General features: G+C 58.7%; 14 protein-coding genes. 2 read left to right on the forward strand and 12 right to left on the reverse strand.

Translation table 11 applies throughout. From position 1 onward, the window contains the following. Position 1: 1 nt before the first annotated feature. Positions 2-1,072, forward strand: coding sequence for a metal-dependent hydrolase (locus NH344_RS05795; RefSeq protein ID WP_253027633.1), 1,071 nt, complete (start codon positions 2-4; stop codon positions 1,070-1,072). 23 nt (positions 1,073-1,095) lie between these two features. On the opposite strand, the gene NH344_RS05800 is transcribed toward NH344_RS05795, so the two are convergent. The 9 genes from NH344_RS05800 to rho form a co-directional block, all read right to left on the reverse strand. Further along, complete coding sequence (locus tag NH344_RS05800; RefSeq protein WP_054640796.1) at positions 1,096-1,824, reverse strand: MliC family protein; 729 nt, start codon at positions 1,822-1,824, stop codon at positions 1,096-1,098. A gap of 49 nt (positions 1,825-1,873) precedes the next feature. Next, positions 1,874-2,386, reverse strand: a complete 513-nt coding sequence (locus NH344_RS05805; RefSeq protein WP_172515373.1) for a DUF3087 family protein — start codon at positions 2,384-2,386, stop codon at positions 1,874-1,876. A 61-nt stretch (positions 2,387-2,447) separates the two neighbouring features. Continuing rightward, entirely contained in the window at positions 2,448-3,512 is a 1,065-nt protein-coding gene (locus tag NH344_RS05810; RefSeq protein WP_253027634.1) for a 3-deoxy-7-phosphoheptulonate synthase, read from the reverse strand. Positions 3,513-3,516: 4 nt separating this feature from the next. Continuing rightward, positions 3,517-3,696, reverse strand: a complete 180-nt coding sequence (locus NH344_RS05815) for a hypothetical protein (RefSeq protein ID WP_044629700.1) — start codon at positions 3,694-3,696, stop codon at positions 3,517-3,519. Positions 3,697-3,828: 132 nt separating this feature from the next. Beyond that, on the reverse strand, positions 3,829-3,969 hold the full coding sequence (locus NH344_RS05820; RefSeq protein ID WP_164834378.1) for a hypothetical protein: 141 nt from the start codon (positions 3,967-3,969) through the stop codon (positions 3,829-3,831). Positions 3,970-4,081: 112 nt separating this feature from the next. Next, positions 4,082-4,210: a hypothetical protein gene (locus tag NH344_RS18250; protein WP_269474858.1), complete on the reverse strand. Its 129-nt coding sequence runs from the start codon at positions 4,208-4,210 to the stop codon at positions 4,082-4,084. A 65-nt stretch (positions 4,211-4,275) separates the two neighbouring features. Continuing rightward, entirely contained in the window at positions 4,276-5,043 is a 768-nt protein-coding gene (locus tag NH344_RS05825) for an NAD(P)H-flavin reductase (RefSeq protein ID WP_089675578.1), read from the reverse strand. A gap of 41 nt (positions 5,044-5,084) precedes the next feature. Then, the gene (gene ubiD / locus NH344_RS05830; protein ID WP_062373280.1) at positions 5,085-6,578 is read right to left on the reverse strand and encodes a 4-hydroxy-3-polyprenylbenzoate decarboxylase; all 1,494 of its coding nucleotides are present in this window, start codon (positions 6,576-6,578) and stop codon (positions 5,085-5,087) included. A gap of 65 nt (positions 6,579-6,643) precedes the next feature. Beyond that, positions 6,644-7,903, reverse strand: coding sequence for a transcription termination factor Rho (gene rho, locus NH344_RS05835; protein ID WP_016915030.1), 1,260 nt, complete (start codon positions 7,901-7,903; stop codon positions 6,644-6,646). Positions 7,904-8,367: 464 nt separating this feature from the next. Here rho and ppx point away from each other — a divergent pair, with 464 nt between their 5' ends. After that, positions 8,368-9,918, forward strand: a complete 1,551-nt coding sequence (gene ppx, locus NH344_RS05840; protein ID WP_253027635.1) for an exopolyphosphatase — start codon at positions 8,368-8,370, stop codon at positions 9,916-9,918. On the opposite strand, the gene tilS is transcribed toward ppx, so the two are convergent. The 3 genes from tilS to dnaE form a co-directional block, all read right to left on the reverse strand. Next, positions 9,915-11,204, reverse strand: a complete 1,290-nt coding sequence (gene tilS / locus NH344_RS05845; protein WP_062359988.1) for a tRNA lysidine(34) synthetase TilS — start codon at positions 11,202-11,204, stop codon at positions 9,915-9,917. The two genes, ppx and tilS, sit on opposite strands and share 4 nt — an antisense overlap. After that, positions 11,185-12,141, reverse strand: coding sequence for an acetyl-CoA carboxylase carboxyl transferase subunit alpha (gene accA / locus NH344_RS05850; protein ID WP_058579682.1), 957 nt, complete (start codon positions 12,139-12,141; stop codon positions 11,185-11,187). Before accA ends, tilS begins: the two co-directional genes overlap by 20 nt. Positions 12,142-12,287: 146 nt before the next feature. Beyond that, on the reverse strand, positions 12,288-15,791 hold the full coding sequence (gene dnaE, locus NH344_RS05855; RefSeq protein ID WP_253027636.1) for a DNA polymerase III subunit alpha: 3,504 nt from the start codon (positions 15,789-15,791) through the stop codon (positions 12,288-12,290). Position 15,792 lies beyond the last annotated feature (1 nt).

The raw sequence follows: 15,792 nt of genomic DNA on the forward strand, positions 1-15,792 counted from the left end.
TGTGGATTCGATTACGCAAGCGGCGCTTGGCGCAGCGGTAGGTGGTGCCGTGTTAGGTAAGCGACTGGGCCGCAAGGCCATCGTCATAGGTGCGCTACTGGGTACTCTACCCGATTTGGATGTGGCGCTGGATTATGGCGACGCCATTGCCAACGTCACCGAGCACCGTGGCTTCAGCCATTCGCTGTTCGTATTGACGGGCCTTGCCACGCTGCTGGCCGTGCTGTGTGCCCGCTTTGCTCCAGCGCGGGACATCTCGTTGGGTTGCTGGTGGTGCTTTTTTACGTTGATATTAGTGACTCACCCGCTGCTCGACTCGCTGACCACCTACGGCACGCAGTTGCTCTGGCCGCTAGACGCACCGCCCGCCGCGTGGCCTATCGTCTTCATCATCGATCCGTTCTACACGCTACCGCTGCTTATGGCGCTGATCATCGGCAGCGTGTCGGGCAAGGTACGCAGTGCCTGCCGCACGGGGCTGGTGATCTCCTGCGCTTACCTCATGATGGCCGCAGGTGCCAAATGGAGCGTCGAGCAGCGCCTAACGCCAGCCCTAGCCGAAGCGGACTTAAAAGCAGCCCCCGTACTCATCCAACCCACGCCGTTCAATATCGCACTATGGCGGGCAACGGTCATCGATGAAGACCGCTATTACGAGAGTTTGATCAGTGTATTTGATCGTGACCGAGTCCCCGCACTGGAACCGCTGCGTCGTAACGTCGAACTGGAGGCCAGCGCTTTGGAGGGACCGCTAGGGCAGCGGCTGACGTGGTTCACCGGGCCGTTTTTGCGCTTTGAGACGCGCTATATTCATGGCCAAGAGACGTTGGTCGCCACCGATATTCGGCTGGGTTTTCCCGGTTTTCATCCTTTCAGCTTTACCCTAGCAACCCGAGAAGGCGATCGCTGGGTACCCGTTGCGATCAGTGAAGAAGTACGCAGCCCCAGAGGAGTGCACTTGGCGACACTGGCACGTCTTGCCGCCCGGGCAGGCGGCGATGTATCGGCCCTGTGCGCCAGCGACTACGTAGAGCCACAGTGGCGCGCAGAGCCGTTCCTCTATCGCTGCTAGTGGCCGTACAAGGCCATGACAGGCTACGGCGCAATGCCTTGTGCACATCCTTTATATTGTTCGCCACCAATGGTGAACGTCACGCGAGCAGGATAGGGTTCGCCACTCATATCGTCGAAACAGGCACCTGACTCAATACGTACGCGGAAAAACTGCTCGGCGTTGGCATTCTCGATCACCACCCGGCCCGCGTCGTTATCCATCACGCTGACCATATAAGGCATGGTGGTGGTGTCGCTGCCGTAGTTGGTAGTCCAGGTCATTACTGGCGCATCGTTCGCCAGCTCGATCGTCCAACCCGGCTCGTTGCCGCGGGCTAATAACATCACGCCTGGGTGGCGTGATCGGGTCGCAACCTCCCGGTCAACCCCTTGCTGGCACTGCAATTGCCCACGAGGCGTTTCAATTTGCGCCTGATCGCCGCGGTTCCAGAAGCTGATATCGCCATTTTGATAGCGGGCACCGCTGGCCACCACGGCTTGAGGCAGTCGCCACGCGCCATGTAGCGACCACAGCCGTAACTCTTCACCATTGACGGCCGTGACTAAGTCTTGATTGGCTGGTTGGCAGTTCCAAGCTTGAAAGCGCTCAGCGCTACCGGGAAACAGCACCGAAGGCAACAGTGGTGCACTGCTCTGCACGGTGGTTTTTACCGGCTGCTCCGGGGCGGGCGCACTGGTCGCGCAGCCCGCTAGCAGTAAACCGGCAGCCACCGCCGTGGCGAATCGTAGTGACGTAACATTAACACTCATTAAATACGCTCCCTGTTAATCCCTCATCGCTAATACCCTTGCGCGCGACTTACTTTTGTTTGAAAGCGCTCAAGTCATGCGGGTCAAACGTGGTGACTTCTTTGGGTAGGCCCAACGCTTCACGCTTCACTTTAACCTGCATTTTTTCCGCTAAACGCTCGGCATCGTCGTCGGTGGTGCGTCCATTTAGCTCGGCAAGCTGGGCCATGCCCTGGTGGTAAAAGGTCAGGATATCCAGCGCTAGGTGATTATCCTCTTCCACCGCGCGGCGCAGCGGCTGTAGGTAGCTGCTAATACGCGACAGGTGATGCTTGAGCTGCCAAACATAGCGCACCTCAGTCATCCATGGGCGCTCTCTTAACGCAGCGAACATAGCGCTGGTGGCGAGCAGGCCCAACAATACGCCCAGAGCGTTCAGCCAGACGCTGCTGCCAAAGGTAGTGGTGAGGAGCATTGAAAACAGCAGGCCAAAAATAATCAGTTGCCCGGCCATCGCCACGCTGATAATGCGGGCTTTGCGCTGGTAAGACGCGGGGTCGTGCTGTTCAAGGGAAAAGGCCATGGCCAACCTCGTGATCAAAAGGAACTCTTATGATACGGGGCTGGCCGGGGCAGTCAACGCGCTAGGTCAGTCGTTCCGCGGCGGTTTTCAGCAAGCGCTCGGTGGTCTCCCAGCTGACGCAGGCATCAGTGACCGAGACGCCGTAGCGTAGCGCACTGGGCGTCAACGCTTGTTTGCCTTCGTACAAATGGCTCTCTAGCATCAGTGCCACCAAATTTGCGTCGCCCGCTTGACGCTGAGCCAATACATCCAGCATCACTTCGCTTTGGCGGCGGTGATCTTTGCGGGCATTGGCGTGGCTGCAGTCCACCATCAAACGCGGATTCTGGCCTGCTTCGCGCAGTGTATTAACTGCGCTGCGTACATGGTGGGCTTGGTAGTTGGGCTCGCCGTGGCCGCCGCGTAGCACCACGTGGGTGTGCGGGTTGCCTGCGGTCTCCTGCATGATAGGGCGGCCCTGGAGATCCATGGCAAAACGCTGATGGGAGTGGGCGGCAGCCTGCATAGCATCAATGGCCACCTGCACATCGCCGCTGGTGGCATTTTTGAAGCCTACGGCGGCGCTGAGGTCGCTGGCCAGCTCACGGTGCAACTGGGATTCCGTCGTGCGCGCCCCAATCGCTACCCAGCTCAGCAGGTCATCCAGGTACGGGGCTAACATGGGCTGTAACAGCTCGGTGGCCACCGGCAGGCCGCGAGAGGCGACGGCGTGCATAAGCTCACGGGAAAGGGCGATACCGCGCGGCATGTCGCCGCTGCCATCAAGATCAGGGTCGTAAGCCAGCCCCTTCCAACCGACCGTGGTGCGCGGCTTTTCAACGTACACTCGCATCACTGGCAAAATCTGCTCGCTGACCTCATCGCTAAGCGCTGCTAGCCGATCCGCATACTCCAAGGCAGCATCCGGGTCGTGGATGGAGCACGGACCCACTACGACCAGCAGACGGTTATCTTGACCACTGAGAATGCGCTGTACCGCTTGGCGCTGCTGGTCGATTTGTGCACTCAGCGTGCTATTCACCACCACACGCTGGCGTAGCTCAGCGGGTAGCGGCAGCGCCGTCGCAGACATAAGCGTGGAGGCCTGGGCAGTAGAGGAACAAGCGGTGTTGATTGGGGCATTCATAGGGTTAACTCTCCGAATTCGTATGACATAACGCGTGACATCGCATCATCAACTTGCCACCCAGGTGGGCACGATCGGAGGTGGCAGCTTGCACCGAACGCGCGTCGCTAAATCGCCAGCCATAGCCATAACCGAGATAACGGATGGCGTTGGGGCTAGCAATTGAGTGGGCGCGATAAGACATGGTGCAGCTCCTTAATAATCTACCTATGAAAAAATGAGGGTTAATAAAACGAAAGAAGCCTCGGTGGGATTACCCACCGAGGCTTCTTTGCATGCGGCAGGCAACCGGGGCGGTGTGCCTGTTGGCGCGACGCTAGGCGTCGGCCAGGGGCACACCGTGGCTAAACCAATACGCTGCATAGTTAAAGCTATAGGAAGTACCCACCTTCGCCCAGGCCTCAACCACCGTTTCCGGTTTGGTGTGAGTGCGCTGTAAAGGCTTGCCATGTGGCATGGTTACTTCCTCAATATGACGTGTGTACTACGTAATGACCTAATCCTGCCTGCCTGCGCGCTAAATGGCAACAAGCAATTACCGCGAGCGGTCAATTTCCTAGCGACGAGTATTAGCTGCTAAACGCCTGAATCCAGCCAATAGTGGCAGGCAATGCGCTCATACCTACCAATACCACGATACCGAGAATAATCGACAGAATGCCGGAATCGTCTTTAAAATTATCGTCGTGATGGCCCATGAAAGCCTCCTAGTGATCAGTAGTATCTACGGTGTATGCCGTACGCCAGAAAGTGACCCACTATTTTAGTGAGGGCGGGGTGCGTAGGCAAATACATCCGAGAACATACGTTCATTGCCCACGCCCAAACGCTCCAGCACGTCCACACAGGCATATACCATGCCCGGTGAGCCTGAGAGGTAAATATCGCAGTCGCTAGGCGTGACCGGTGCATTCGACAGCTCGCTTTCTAACACCAAATCAACGCGCCCCTGATGGTGGGCAATGCGCTCGCCCGACGCCAGCGGCTCGGTCAGCGGGAATTCAGTGACCGCATGAAACGCAACGTTTTCATACTGCTGCGCCCATTCGCAGGCAAGGTCTTCCGCATACAAATCGCGGTGCTCACGGTTCGCCCACCATAATGAAATGGGCCGTGTGGGCTGGTCACGAAGCGCAGCTTCGACGATGGCCTTCATTTGGGCAAAACCGGTCCCCGCGGCAATCAACAGCAGCGGGCGCTCACTTTGCGTATCCAGCACGCAATCACCGCTGGGCAGGCGCACCGTTAGCTGGTTGGCGACCTGCAACAGTTGGCGCAGCCGCTGAGAGTTATCACGCTCGGGCCAGTGCTGAATTTGCAGCTCCAGCGTGCCATCGCCACGATCACAGCTAGCAATCGAGAAAGGCACCCATGTGGCCTCGTCTAGCATTAGCTCAAGATACTGACCAGGGGCGTGCTGCATTGCTTCAGCGCGACCGGCAAGCGTGACTTTAAATACGTCAGGGTTAAGATCCTCGACGGCGGTGACTTGGCAGGTTAGCGTTTTACACGTTAACGTCCTAGCGCTCATGAAAGCCTCTTTATGGAAAATCGTTCGACCCAGACGGCCGATTAACCGTGGCGCGGTGTGGGTAGCGGAATATCAATGCCCAGCTCATCCCAACGCTCGTCAACGCGGGCTTTCACCGTCTCATCCATCACGATGGGAGTGCCCCACTCCCGGTCGGTTTCGCCGGGCCACTTATTCGTTGCATCCAGCCCCATCTTGGAGCCAAGTCCGGATACCGGTGAGGCGAAGTCGAGGTAGTCGATAGGCGTGTTTTCCACCATCACCGTGTCGCGGGCGGGATCCATGCGCGTGGTAATCGCCCACATCACGTCTTCCCAGTTACGCGCATCCACGTCATCATCCAGCACGATGACGAACTTGGTGTACATAAACTGGCGCAGGAAGCTCCAAACCCCCATCATCACGCGCTTCGCGTGGCCGGGGTACTGCTTCTTCATCGTCACAACCGCCATACGATAGGAGCAGCCTTCTGGCGGTAGATAGAAGTCGACGATCTCGGGGAACTGCTTGCATAGAATGGGCACGAACACTTCGTTAAGCGCTACACCTAAAATGGCGGGCTCATCGGGTGGACGACCAGTATAGGTAGAGTGATAAATGGCATCGCGGCGCATGGTCATCCGCGTCACGGTAAACACAGGGAAATGATCCACTTCGTTATAGTAACCGGTATGGTCACCAAACGGCCCTTCCGGTGCCATATCGTCCGGATAAATAAAGCCTTCCAGAATAATTTCGCTGGAGGCGGGGACTTCCAGGTCTGCGTGACCGCACTTCACCAGTTCGGTACGCGAACCGCGCAGCAGGCCAGCAAAGGCGTATTCTGAGAGCGAATCGGGCACCGGCGTGACCGCGCCTAATATAGTCGCCGGGTCAGCGCCTAGCGCCACGGCGACAGGAAAGGGCTCACCGGGATGGGCTTTTTGAAACTCAAGAAAGTCCAGCGCCCCGCCACGGTGGGAGAGCCAGCGCATAATCAGGCGATTCTTGGCGATTTTCTGCTGGCGATAAATCCCCAGGTTCTGGCGCTTTTTATGCGGGCCTTTGGTGATGACCAGCGGCCAAGTGACAAGCGGTGCCGCATCGCCGGGCCAGCAGTGCTGAATCGGCAGGCGGCCGAGGTCCACTTCATCGCCTTCGTAAACGACTTCCTGCACAGGAGCTCGCTTAACGCTTTTAGGCCCCATACTGAGTACCTGCTTAAAGATCGGCAGCTTATCCCAGGCATCTTTCAGGCCTTTGGGCGGATCTGGCTCTTTCAGAAATGCCAGCAGCTTCCCCACTTCACGCAACGCTTCTACTGAATCCTGGCCCATACCCAGCGCTACCCGCTTCGGGGTGCCGAACAGGTTGCCCAGTAGCGGCATATCGTGGCCCTTTACATTTTCAAACAGCAGTGCAGGGCCACCGGCGCGCAGCGTACGGTCGCAGATTTCAGTAATTTCTAGGTAAGGATCAACTTCCGCTTTAACTCGCTTTAGCTCACCCTGGGCTTCAAGCGCCGCAATAAAATCGCGCAAGTCGTTATACTTCAAAACACTCTCCTCAACCCGGCTGTCAGACGCTGCTCTTGCAAACGCATGGCAGTAGATGCAGCGCCTTAACGACGCTTCATCGCTTCAAAGAATTCCAGATTGGTCTTGGTATCTTTCAGACGATCAATCAGGAACTCGGTCGCTGCGGTATCTTCCATCGGGTTAAGCAGCTTGCGTAGAATCCACATGCGCTGCATTTCGTCTTCCGACGCCAGCAGGTCTTCGCGACGCGTGCCGCTGCGACGAATGTTGATGGCCGGGAAGACGCGCTTTTCGGCCAGCTTGCGGTCCAGGTGGGCTTCCATGTTGCCGGTACCCTTGAACTCTTCGAAGATGACTTCGTCCATTTTCGAACCAGTATCGACCAGCGCGGTGGCAATAATCGTCAGGCTGCCGCCCTCTTCGATATTACGCGCGGCACCAAAGAAGCGTTTCGGCTTCTCCAGCGCGTGGGCATCCACACCACCGGTGAGCACTTTGCCGGAGCTAGGCACCACGGTGTTGTAGGCCCGCGCCAGACGGGTAATGGAGTCGAGCAGAATCACCACGTCTTTTTTGTGCTCAACCAAGCGCTTGGCTTTCTCGATGACCATTTCGGCCACCTGAACGTGGCGGGCGGGCGGCTCGTCGAAGGTAGAGGCGACCACTTCACCGCGTACGGTGCGCGACATCTCGGTGACTTCCTCCGGGCGCTCATCGATCAGCAGGACGATCAGATGACACTCGGGGTTGTTCCGCGTGATAGACGTGGCGATGTTCTGCAGCATCAGTGTCTTACCCGCCTTGGGGGGCGACACCAGCAAACCACGCTGCCCTTTGCCGATGGGCGCGGTCAGGTCGATGATACGTGCAGTGAGGTCTTCAGTAGACCCGTTGCCAATCTCCATGCGCAGACGCTCGGTGGGAAACAGCGGCGTCAGGTTCTCGAAGAGAATCTTATGCTTGGCGTTTTCCGGGCGGTCAAAGTTGATCTGGCTAACTTTGAGCAGGGCAAAGTAGCGCTCGCCCTCTTTGGGCGGGCGGATTTTGCCGGAAATGGAGTCGCCTTTGCGCAGATTGAAACGACGAATCTGTGAGGGCGATACGTAGATATCGTCCGGCCCAGCGAGGTACGAGCTGTCGGCGCTACGCAGGAAGCCGAAGCCATCCTGAAGAATTTCCAGCACACCGTCGCCATAGATATCCTCGCCGCTTTTGGCGTGTTTCTTGAGGATGGCGAAAATGATGTCCTGCTTGCGCGAACGGGCTAAGTTGTCGATACCCATTTCGCGGGCGATATCGAGCAGCTCGGGAACGGTTTTTTGCTTGAGTTCAGTGAGATTCATCGGTGTGTTAGAAAATTGCTCATGAAAGCTAGGCGCTAGGCGCCGGGAATAAGACAGGAGGCTTGGCCTAAATATAGGGCTAAGCGCCGAGTGATGCGTTCAGAACCCCATCTAGGCACACGCTCGAGTGGTGAAAGCTGGGCAGTCGCTGTAACAATGCCTAAAGCATAACAATGACATCAATGACTGCTTGGCGTGAGGGTGCAAACAAACTAGTTAATCTGATTGGCACAGAAAAATGCTGTTTCAGCGGGTTATCTGACGACTTGGACATCTGGCTGATGCCATCTGGATACGTACTGCTCGGGGTGCCCGAGTCAGTGCGCTTGTTAGACGAACAAGCCAACTCGGATCAAGCCAGTAGCTCGATGGTAGTCAAGGCCCGCGACAAACGCAAGCCTTTGGCAATTGACAATAGTCAGAGGTCACCGCAACCTTGGCATAGCCAATTTGAAGGATAGCTCATGCCCAAGGACACTTCGCTCCCCATCGCCGCACCCAATGCCGAATTTGAGAGCGGTGAACCGCAGCGCCTAGCCGCCATTGACCTTGGCTCCAATAGCTTTCACCTACTGGTTGCTAACTACCAAAATGAACGTTTACAAGTAGTGGCACGACTAGGTGAAAAGGTCCAACTGGCGGCAGGACTTGACGAGAACGGTTACCTCAGTGAAGCCGCCATGCAGCGCGCCCTGGATTGCTTAGGCCGTTTTGCGCCGTTTTTAACCGATATCGAAGGCCCTAACCTTCGTATTGTGGGCACCAATGCTCTGCGTGACGCCTACAACAGCCAAACGTTTATCGAGCGCGCGGAAGCCCAGCTTGGCCACGCCATCGAGATTATTGCCGGGCGCGAAGAAGCCCGCCTAATTTATTTGGGTGCCGCCCACGCCCTGGCCGAAAGCGGCCGCCGCTTGATTGTCGATATTGGCGGCGGCTCTACCGAGTTTATTATCGGTGAAGCCTTTGAGCCCAAAGCGCTGGAAAGCCTGCGCATGGGCTGTGTCACGTTTACCGGATGCTTTTTTGCCGATGGCGAACTTACCGAAAAGCGCATGCGCCGCGCCGAGCTGGCAGCGCTTTCAGAGCTGGCCAACATCCAGCGCCCTTACCAGCGCTTAGGATGGGATGATCCGGTAGGCTCCAGCGGCACGATTAAGGCCGCTGCCAGCGTGCTGCACGCTTACGGCGACACGCCCCAAGAGGGGGTGATTACCCGCAGCGGCTTGAAAAAACTGCGCGAGCGCCTGTTGAAATGCAAACATCTGGAAAAGGTCGAGCTGGACGGCCTCAAACCCGATAGGGCTCGGGTATTTCCGGCGGGCATTGCCATTTTGAGCGCCATTTTTGAAGCCTTCGACCTTCACCAAATGCGCTTTGCCGACGGCGCACTGCGTGAAGGCGTGCTCTATGACATGGCGGGGCGTAACAGCGCCGAAGATACCCGCTCCAAAACCCTCGACATGCTCAAGCGAGTGTATGACGTAGATACCCGGCAAGCAGAAAATGTGGCGGAAACCGCCAAGCACTTGTTTGCCGTAGTGAAGCAGCCGTGGGGCTTAACCGCCGAACAGGGCCACTATTTGAGCTGGGCAAGCCATGTGCATGAAATTGGGCTAGCCATCTCCCATAGCCAGTTCCACCGCCACGGCGCGTATCTATTAGAGCATTCGGACCTAGCCGGGTTTTCTCGCCCCGAGCAGCGCTTGTTGGCGTTTTTAGTGCGTGCTCACCGGCGTAAATTCCCGCTTAAGGAGTGGCAAGCGCTGCCTGCCTCACAGCAGCCAAGCGCGGCTAAGCTTGCCCGCTTGCTACGCCTCGCCGTGCTGATTAATCATTCGCGGCCTGAAGGCGCGCCCATACCGCCCCAAATTGCTGCTGACAGCAATGGCGACGCGCTCACCATTACGCTGCCCCCCAGCGATGAACCCACGCTGCTCAGCACCGATTTAGAGCAGGAACAGACGTTCATGGCCAACGCCGGGTTTTCGTTCAACCTGAATACGCCCTCCTAACCCTCGCGATGAAACGTCGCCCCTTCCGCCTGCCACAGAACGTAGGCAGGCGGTTGGAGCACGCCCAGACAGCGCTCTCCGGCCATCACAACAATCAGCCGCTCCCGCTCCCAGGGCGGAAGCGCCCGTTCTTGCAGCAAGCGTTTGAGGTCGCGTCGGCCACGCCCAGGCAATACGAGCACTTCCCCGCCCTGCCGCCAGCGCAGCATGAACGATTCTGCTAAGTAGGCGTCGCATTCCAGACGAAGCTGTAGCGGCCCAAGAGGAGTACTCACCCCTGGCTCTCCGTTCCAAGGCGCTTGCCAATCCGGCAACGCAGCCAACGGCGTCATAAGATAAAGCCTGCGCCGCCACACCCGGGCCTGGGCTCCGGGCCACTCTACTAGCACCTGGGCATCCTGGGCGGCGGTAAGCTGGCCGAGCAGGCTGGCCAGACGCGCCTGTGGAGGCGTGGGCAGCCTTAGCTGCTGACACAGCGTACGAACGAGCAGCCGCTGACGGGGTAACGGCAATGCGGCCAATGCTGACGCATCGAGACAGCCCGTTCCCAACGTAAGCACGGCCAACTCCTCGGCGGCGTAGCTGGCAAGGAGCGTGTCGGCCTCACCGGCCAAGCCAGCGCTCTTGGCCAACGAACGTACCGCACCAGGCCAGCGCTGAGTCAGCATTGGCAGCACTTCGTGGCGCAAACGGTTGCGATCAAATTCAATATCGCGATTGGTGGGGTCTTCACACCAAGTCAGCGCCATAGCGTGGGCCGTATCGGCCAGAGTTTGGCGGCTGATGCTGAGCCAAGGGCGCACAAGCGTAATGCCTTGCCACTCCCGTTGATATGGCATGCCCGCCAACCCACGAATACCGCTCCCCCGCAGCGCTGCCAGTAAGAGGGTTTCCGCTTGATCATCCTGATGCTGACCAAGCCATAGCGCGTCACCCGGCTTCACATGCTGCGCAAAGGCCGCGTAGCGAGCGCGCCTAGCAGCGCCCTCTACCCCTTCGCCTCGCGATTCAATCGCCACACGCTCAACCGTTAGCGGCACGCCAAGGCGCTGACACAGCTGTCGGCAGTGGGTTTCAAAGTCGGCCGCTGCCGCCTGCAGGCCGTGATTAACATGTAGGGCGCGTAGCACTTGGCCGCTGTCTTGGCAGGCCTCCGCGGCTAGCATCAGCAGCAGCGACGAATCCAAGCCACCGGAGAGTGCGACCCAAACGCAACGCCCCGGCGGGGTTTCCGCCAGGGCGTCGTGAAGCAAGCGCAAAAGCCGTTTAGGCGGCTGGGGCGCCATAGCTCATCAGGCGCTCATAGCGGCGCTCAAGCAGGGCATCAATATCCAGCGCTTGCAGGCGCTCAAGGCTGGCAGAGAGCGCGTCTTTAACCCGCGCTGCGGTGTCTATCGGGTGACGATGGGCGCCGCCCAACGGCTCTTTGATCAGCGAATCTACAAATCCCAGCTCTTTTAAGCGCTCGGCGGTGATTCCCATGGCCTGGGCCGCATCGGGGGCTTTTTCGGCGCTCTTCCACAGAATGGAGGCGCAGCCTTCTGGGGAGATGACCGAGTAGGTAGAGTACTGCAGCATGTGCAGCTCATCGCACACGCCAATCGCCAGGGCTCCGCCGGAGCCGCCTTCGCCCACCACGGTGGAAATAATCGGCGTCTTCAGGCGCGACATCACCGCCAGGTTATAGGCAATCGCTTCCGACTGACCACGCTCTTCCGCGTCGATACCGGGATACGCGCCGGGAGTGTCGATGAAGGTGAGAATGGGCATCTTGAAGCGCTCGGCCATTTCCATCAACCGGCACGCTTTGCGGTAGCCTTCCGGGCGCGGCATACCAAAGTTACGGCGCACCTTCTCTTTAACATCACGGCCTTTTTGATGGCCAATGACCATCACCGGCGCATCGTTTAAGCGGGCAATGCCGCCGACGAGGGCAGCGTCATCCGCAAATTTTCGGTCACCGTGCAGCTCATCGAAATCGGTAAAAATATGTTCTAAATAATCCAGCGTATAGGGGCGCTGGGGGTGCCGCGATAGCTGGGAAACCTGCCAAGGGGTCAAATCTTTGAAGATTGATTCCGTTAACTTGCGGCTCTTCTCCTCCAGCCGTGAAATCTCATCTGAGAGGTTCACCTGGCTGTCGGAGCTCACCAAACGCAGCTCCTCAATTTTTGCCTGGAGTTCGGCAACGGGCTGTTCAAAATCGAGATAGTTAGGATTCATCGGCTCTGCCTGTAAGCTGCCTATAAAAAAATAAGCCTTGTCGAAACGAGCATATTGGGCGCCATTATCGCACCCTGACCCTGCCACGCAAGGCAATGCCCGCTCAATTCCGTACGAGCGCCCTGGGGCGCTCGTACGCTAGGTGATTAACGGTAGCGTAACTGGACGCCTACCTGCCCTTGCACATCGCGCAGCGCAAGCAGCAGATCATCGCTCGGTGCAACCTTCCACTCATCGGCCAGCTCCAGCCACCCTACGGCCTCGGGATGGCGGTACTGCAGCCTCACCGGCAGGCCTTCGCCATCCCGGTAAGGCGAGAGGCTGTCACGCAGGCTATCCACCAGGCGGCCATTGATCTGCTCGGCATCCAGCGCCAGTTCCACGGCCTGGCCATAGCGCACCCGGGCGGTGACCATCGGGGTGACGTCCTTGCCGCGCAGGCGCAAACCGCCCGAGAAGTCATCACTGGAGACCTCTCCCTCGACGATGATGACCTGATCCGACTCGATCTGACCGCGCAACTGGTCGAACAGCTCACCGAACAGCGACGCTTCGATACGCCCGGTGCGGTCGTCCAGCGTGATGAAGGCCATGGTGTCGCCACGCTTGGACTTCATGGTGCGCATGGCCACCACCAGCCCTGCCACCCGCTGGGGCTCGCGGGACGGCTTGAGGTCGCTGATGCGCGTAGAGACGAAGCGCTTGAGCTCGCGCTCGTACTCATCGATGGGGTGGCCGGTAAGGTAAAGCCCCAGGGTGTCTTTTTCACCAGAGAGCCGCTCACGGTCCGTCCATTCGCGCACATGACGATACTCGGCGTAAACATCGCTGGCCTCTTCTTCGGCAACGAAGGCATCACCAAACATGTCCATCATGCCCAGGTTCTGGTTGGCGTGATTTTGTGCAGCGGCCTTCAGCGCATCTTCCATCGCCGCGAACAGCACCGCCCGATTGGGCCCCAGGTTATCCAACGCGCCAGAGCGTATCAGCGCTTCCAGGGTACGTTTGTTCATCCGTTTCGGATCGATGCGGCGGCAGAAGTCGAACAGATCGTTGAACGGCCCGCCCGCGTTTCGCGCTTCCACAATCGCGCCAATCGGGCCTTCCCCGACGCCACGTATCGCGCCCAAGCCGTACACCACCCGCCCTTCGGTATCCACGGTGAACTTGTAGCCACCGACGTTGACATCCGGTGGCGTCACCGTCAGTTTCAAGTGACGACACTCTTCGATCAGCGGCACCACCTTGTCCAGGTTGTCCATCTCGGTGGACATCACCGCCGCCATGAACGGGCCTGGGTAGTGGGCCTTCAGCCATGCGGTTTGGTAAGACACCAGCGCGTAGGCCGCCGAGTGCGACTTGTTGAAACCGTAACCGGCAAACTTCTCCACCAGGTCGAAGATATTGCCCGCCAAGTCTTTGTCGATGCCGTTGGCGGCACACCCTTCCATGAAACCGGAGCGCTGCTTGGCCATCTCTTCGGGCTTTTTCTTACCCATGGCACGGCGCAGCATGTCGGCCTGCCCTAGGGTGTACCCCGCCATCACCTGGGCGATCTGCATGACCTGCTCTTGGTAGAGAATGATGCCGTAGGTAGGCGTCAACACCGGTTTCAACAGGTCGTGCTGATAATCCGGGTGTGGATAAGAGACTTCCGCCCGGCCATGTTTGCGGTTGATGAAGTCATCCACCATGCCCGACTGCAGCGGGCCAGGGCGGAACAGCGCCACCAAGGCGATCATATCGTCCAGGGAGTCGGGCAGCAGCCGCTTGATCAGCTCCTTCATGCCGCGGGATTCGAGCTGGAACACCGCCGTGGTTTCTGCCCGCTTGAGCATCTCGAAGGTTTTGCCGTCGTCCAGGGGAATGGCGTCGATATTGAGCGGGCCCTGGCCTGCTGCGTCACGCACCTTATCCACCATCTCAAGTGCCCAATCGATGATGGTGAGGGTACGCAAGCCCAGGAAGTCGAATTTGACCAGGCCGGCGTCTTCGATATCGTTCTTATCGAACTGCACCACCAAGCCCGCGCCGTCTTCATCGCATAGCAGGGGTGAAAAGTCGGTGAGTTTGGTGGGAGCGATCACCACCCCCCCTGCGTGTTTACCGGTACCCCGCGTGGTGCCTTCGAGCTTCAGGGCCATTTCCCAGATCTCTTCCGCCTCTTCGTCGTTCTCGATGAACTCTTTGAGCGCGGGCTCCTGCTCGATGGCCTTGGCCAGCGTCATGCCCACTTCGAACGGGATCAGCTTGGAGAGCTTGTCACCCAGCGAGTAGGGCTTGCCCTGGGCACGGGCCACGTCGCGCACCACCGCCTTGGCGGCCATGGTGCCGAAGGTGACGATCTGGGACACCGCGTTACGACCGTAGCGGTCGGCTACGTACTCGATGACCTTGTCACGCTTCTCCATGCAGAAATCGACGTCAAAGTCGGGCATCGAGACACGCTCAGGGTTAAGAAAGCGCTCGAACAGCAGATCGTAGCCGATGGGGTCGAGGTCGGTGATCTTCTGCGCGTAGGCCACTAGTGAACCGGCACCGGAGCCACGCCCCGGCCCCACCGGTACGTTGTTGTCCTTGGCCCACTGGATAAAGTCCATCACGATCAGGAAGTAGCCGGGGAAGCCCATCTGAATGATGACGTTGAGCTCAAACTCCAGCCGGTCGCGGTAGCGCTGATCAATCTCGCGGAACGCCTCGCTATCGCGCGGATACTGCTCGGCGGGAAACAGAAAATCGAGCCTCTCCGTTAGGCCATCGTGGGAGACCTTGCGGAAGAATTCATCCTGGGTCATGCCCTCGGGGATGCCGAACTCTGGCAGGAATATCTCTCCCAGGCGCACATCGACGCTGCAGCGCTCGGCGATCATCACGCTGTTTTCCAGCGCCTCGGGGATATCGGCAAACAGCGCCGCCATCTCGTCGGGGCTTTTGAGGTACTGCTCTTCGGTATAGCGGCGTTCGCGGCGCGGGTCGTCCAGGGCTTTACCCTCACCAATGGCGACGCGGGTTTCGTGGGCCCAGAAGTCTTCCCGTTCCAGAAAGCGCACATCGTTGGTGGCGACAACCGGCGTGCCGGTCTCGATCGCCAACTGAACGCTAGCGTGTACGCAGGCCTCTTCCAGAGGGCGGCCGGTGCGGATGAGCTCCAGGTAGAAGCGGTCGGGAAACGCCTGCTGCCACTCTTCCAGCAGCTGGCGCGCTTCCCGCTCGTGCTCGGAGAGCAAGTGGCGGCCAATCTCGCCTTCGCGCCCGCCCGACAGGGCAATCAGACCTTCGCTCTGCGCCAATACCCACTGTTTATCGAGGATCGCCCGTCCCTGGCGTTGACCGTCGGTCCAGCCTTTGGAGATCAGCTCGGTCAGGTTACGGTAGCCCACGTCGTTCATCGCCAACAGCGTGATGCGATAGGGGTGCGCTTCATCGTGGGGATTCGAGAGCCAGAGATCGCTGCCGATGATCGGCTTCAACCCGGCGCCCTGGGCGGCTTTGTAGAATTTGACCAAGCCAAACAAGTTGGCTTCATCGGTGAGCGCCAGCGCCGGCATCCTGCGCTCAGCGGTCGTGCTGACCAGCGACTTGAGTTTGACCAAGCCATCGACCAGAGAGTATTCACTGTGCAAACGAAGATGAACGAACGGAACCGTCATG

It is taken from the genome of Halomonas sp. Ps84H-12 (assembly GCF_024124725.1).
GTDB classification, from domain to species: Bacteria; Pseudomonadota; Gammaproteobacteria; order Pseudomonadales; family Halomonadaceae; genus Vreelandella; species Vreelandella aquamarina.

Bases quoted from the DNA above. Each gene is read 5' to 3' on its own strand.
- ppx (WP_253027635.1), top strand. From the start codon at position 8,368: ATGCCCAAGGACACTTCGCTCCCCATCGCCGCACCCAATGCCGAATTT.
- dnaE (WP_253027636.1), bottom strand. From the start codon at position 15,791: ATGACGGTTCCGTTCGTTCATCTTCGTTTGCACAGTGAATACTCTCTG.
- NH344_RS05815 (WP_044629700.1), bottom strand. From the start codon at position 3,696: ATGTCTTATCGCGCCCACTCAATTGCTAGCCCCAACGCCATCCGTTAT.
- NH344_RS05810 (WP_253027634.1), bottom strand. From the start codon at position 3,512: ATGAATGCCCCAATCAACACCGCTTGTTCCTCTACTGCCCAGGCCTCC.
- accA (WP_058579682.1), bottom strand. From the start codon at position 12,141: ATGAATCCTAACTATCTCGATTTTGAACAGCCCGTTGCCGAACTCCAG.
- NH344_RS05805 (WP_172515373.1), bottom strand. From the start codon at position 2,386: ATGGCCTTTTCCCTTGAACAGCACGACCCCGCGTCTTACCAGCGCAAA.
- tilS (WP_062359988.1), bottom strand. From the start codon at position 11,204: ATGGCGCCCCAGCCGCCTAAACGGCTTTTGCGCTTGCTTCACGACGCC.
- NH344_RS05800 (WP_054640796.1), bottom strand. From the start codon at position 1,824: ATGAGTGTTAATGTTACGTCACTACGATTCGCCACGGCGGTGGCTGCC.
- rho (WP_016915030.1), bottom strand. From the start codon at position 7,903: ATGAATCTCACTGAACTCAAGCAAAAAACCGTTCCCGAGCTGCTCGAT.
- NH344_RS05820 (WP_164834378.1), bottom strand. From the start codon at position 3,969: ATGCCACATGGCAAGCCTTTACAGCGCACTCACACCAAACCGGAAACG.
- NH344_RS05825 (WP_089675578.1), bottom strand. From the start codon at position 5,043: ATGAGCGCTAGGACGTTAACGTGTAAAACGCTAACCTGCCAAGTCACC.
- NH344_RS18250 (WP_269474858.1), bottom strand. From the start codon at position 4,210: ATGGGCCATCACGACGATAATTTTAAAGACGATTCCGGCATTCTGTCG.